Raw genomic sequence first — 3,129 nt, forward strand, 5'->3', positions numbered from 1 at the left:
GCGCGATGGCCGGTTCTGAGGCCTGCCCGACGCTCTATCCCTACAGCCTCGAGGACCAGGCCCGCGCGGCGGCGGAGATCGCCGCGATGCCCGAGGGCGCAACGCTGCCGGGGTTCATGGCAGATTACGCCGCGGTGCGCGCGGAGATCCGCGCCTGTGAAGGAGGCCGGTGACATTGACCGCGGCGGAGATCGGCATCTGGCCCGGAACCACCGGGCTCGCGATCGGCGGGGAATACCTGCTGTGGACCGCCGACGACGACTCGGTCGCGCCGCTCCTCTGGTCGGACGGCGCCGGTGACCTTCGGATCATGACCTGGGTCACGACCGCCCCGCCGACACCTGACGAGGACCAGCCCAAGGTCGCCCCACAGCTCATCCCCATCCTTTTCGGAGCGTAGCCATGACCATCACCACGATCACCGTCGATGACGGCGAAGGCGGCACCGAAGTCGCCTACATCAACAACGACCCGGCGACAGGCGCCAGGCAGGACACCGGCAACACCGCCCTCGCGGAGATCGTGGCCGCGATCGTCTCCGGCAAGATGCAGGTTCAGGTCGCGAGCCCGCTCCCGGCCGGGACCGCCCCGATCGGCAAGCTCGCGGCCAATGCCGGTGTGAACATCGGCAACGTCACGGTGGAGGCCATGCCCTCGCTCCCGGCCGGTTCCGAGGTCATCGGCAAGGTGCGGGTCCACGGCGACGGCTACGAGGACGTGGCCGCGTCGCAGACGACGCAGGTGCTCGGGGAGGCCGGCGCGGCCGGGGACTTCATCTCGCATGTCGTCGTCTTCCCCGCCACGACCTCGCCCGGGGCGATCACGCTCTTCGATGGCGCCTCGGGCAGGGTCATCTTCGCCGGCGGGACCGACAGCGTGCCGAGCCTGATCCCGTTCCCGATCCCGCTCGGGCATGTTTCGAAGACCGGCGCGTTCAAGATCACCACCGGCGCGAATGTGTCCTGCCGCGCGGTCGGGGCCTTCTCCTGATGCTCCGGCGGCATTTCCTCGCCTGCTGCTCCGTCGCCGCGCTCAACGCGGTGGCGCCGGTCTCGGCCGCGCCGGCGACGCCCACGGCTGGCACCGGGCTGGTCGCGGACGGGGTGACGGACAACAACAACGTGCTGGAGGCATGGGCCGCCGCGAACCCGGGCGCGGATCTCGTCCTCGAGCCGGGGGGCACCTACTACTTCTCCGACCGGGATTCGATCAGCCGTGGCATCAGCATCGACCTCAACGGCTCGACGATCCTCGCGCCGAAGGGCTGGATCCTCAACCAGAACCGGCTGACGAAGACGCACAGCTTCAGCCTCGCGGACGGGGCGACGAGCTACACCACGGTTCCCGGCTCGGACATCAGCGTCGGGGATGTGCTCAAGTTCGTCGGCACCACGGCGAAGCCCGGCTCGGGCTCCTACAAATGGGGCTGGTGGGCGCAGGTGACGAACGTCGCCGGCACCGCCATCACCTTCTCGCCCGCGGTCATCGCCCCGGCCGGCTCGATGGGCGTCTCCGACGTGACCCGGTACAAGCCGCTCGTCTCGACGTTCCACTCGTCCCGCCTCGGCGCCACGATCGACACCAGCGGCGGCGGCTCGCCGACCGGGAGCGACAGGAACGGGATCGAGGCGTCCGGGCAATCCATGACCATCCGGGGGATCGCCTTCGTCGACGACGGGGATTCCGCCTGCGGCACGCTGATGGAAGGGCTGAACAACCTCGTCGAGACCTGCTCGGCCACCGGCTACACGAACAACTCCGGCCTGAGCGGCGGCGGGCGGAAGGGCTACGGCTTCTGCATGGGGGGCTACAACGCCATCGTCCGCCAGTCCGCCGCGATCAACTGCAAGCACGGCGTCGAGGTCGGCACCGATCGCGCGGTCGATACGATCCACGCGCTGGTGGAGGACTGCACATTCTCGAACCCGCCCGGCGCGGCGGATGAACTGGTCTCCCCGAGCGGTGCGACCCAGCCGAAGTACCAGCAGCAGATCGACTGCCACGGCAACAGCCGCTTCAACACCTTCCGGCGCAACACCGTCTCGGGATGCAACGCGGCCATCGCCTCGCGCGGCGGGGCGACCGTCATCGAGGACAACACGATCAACGTCAGCGACGTGAACACCCTCAGCGGCGGCGTCGATTACGCCCAGAAGCTGATCATCCTCGCCTACGAGTTGCGCGCCGATGTGAGCGGGAGCGGGAATGTGATCACCGGCCCGGCCGATGCCTTCGCCTTCGGCATCCAGAACTTCACCGGGGTGTGCGCGCTCGAGGACAACGTCGGCTTCACCTTCGACCGGACCGAAATCAACGGCTGCTCGCTCTACACCGTGCTCGGCACCCCGACCGGCGGCGGCTACGACCTGGGCGACGTGATCTTCACCAACACCTCTGGGTCTGGCGTCAAGGGCATCTACGTTCCCGGATCGTCCTCCGTGCCCTATCCCGGCATCGGAACCGTCAGCCTCACCGGTTCGGTCACCTTCTCCGACGCCCGGATCGATATCCGTAACGTGACGGGCTACAGCGGGGCGTCCGAACCGGGCGCGCCCGCCGATGGCGACGAGGTCCTGGTCAACGCGGACTTCTCCGCCCCGACCGACTGGACGCTCGGCAACACGGGCGGATCCGCCGCCGCGGGGATTTCCGGCGGCGCGCTGCGCCTGACCGGAGACGGGGCCCAGACCGCCTACGCGCAGGAGGTCGTCACGCTGGTCGCGGGCACGACCTACCGACTGGCCTGGACCTCCGCCAGCGCCGCGATGACCTTCCGCGTCGGGACCAGCAACCTCGGCCAGCAGATGGTCGCGGCGAACGACCGCTCCGGCTCGGGCTACGTCGACTTCACCGCCACGGGCACGACCGCCCATGTCTCGATCCGCCGCAAGACGGCGGGTCTCGCGACGCTCGAAGCCGTCTCGCTCAAGGCGCTCGCCTGATGATCGGGCTTGGCATCGGCATCTCGACCGGCTCGGCCGGTCTCGCCATCGGCGGCGACTACCTGATCTGGACCGCCGACGACGATTCTCTGGAGCCGCTCGTCTGGACCGACGGCGCGGGCAACCTTCAAATCCTGACCTGGAGCTGATCGAATGGGGAACATCAATGCCGCGACCAAGCGGGCGC

4 protein-coding genes are annotated in these 3,129 nt (G+C 69.0%); all 4 read left to right on the forward strand.

Annotated elements, in window-relative coordinates; genetic code table 11:
- Window positions 1–169 precede the first annotated feature (169 nt).
- The 4 genes from FJM51_RS23165 to FJM51_RS24070 are packed head-to-tail and all read left to right on the forward strand — an operon-like array spanning window position 170 to window position 3,091.
- Window positions 170–400, forward strand: coding sequence for a hypothetical protein (locus FJM51_RS23165; RefSeq protein ID WP_140456456.1), 231 nt, complete (start codon window positions 170–172; stop codon window positions 398–400).
- 2 nt (window positions 401–402) lie between these two features.
- Window positions 403–990 carry a hypothetical protein gene (locus FJM51_RS23170; protein ID WP_140456457.1) on the forward strand — a complete coding sequence of 196 codons (588 nt, stop codon included), beginning with the start codon at window positions 403–405 and terminating at the stop codon, window positions 988–990.
- Window positions 990–2,942: a hypothetical protein gene (locus tag FJM51_RS23175; RefSeq protein WP_140456458.1), complete on the forward strand. Its 1,953-nt coding sequence runs from the start codon at window positions 990–992 to the stop codon at window positions 2,940–2,942. Before FJM51_RS23170 ends, FJM51_RS23175 begins: the two co-directional genes overlap by 1 nt.
- Window positions 2,942–3,091: a hypothetical protein gene (locus FJM51_RS24070; RefSeq protein ID WP_181164737.1), complete on the forward strand. Its 150-nt coding sequence runs from the start codon at window positions 2,942–2,944 to the stop codon at window positions 3,089–3,091. The genes FJM51_RS23175 and FJM51_RS24070 overlap by 1 nt, the downstream gene beginning before the upstream one ends.
- Window positions 3,092–3,129: the final 38 nt, after the last annotated feature.

It is taken from the genome of Amaricoccus solimangrovi, from assembly GCF_006385685.1.
GTDB classification, from domain to species: Bacteria; Pseudomonadota; Alphaproteobacteria; order Rhodobacterales; family Rhodobacteraceae; genus Amaricoccus; species Amaricoccus solimangrovi.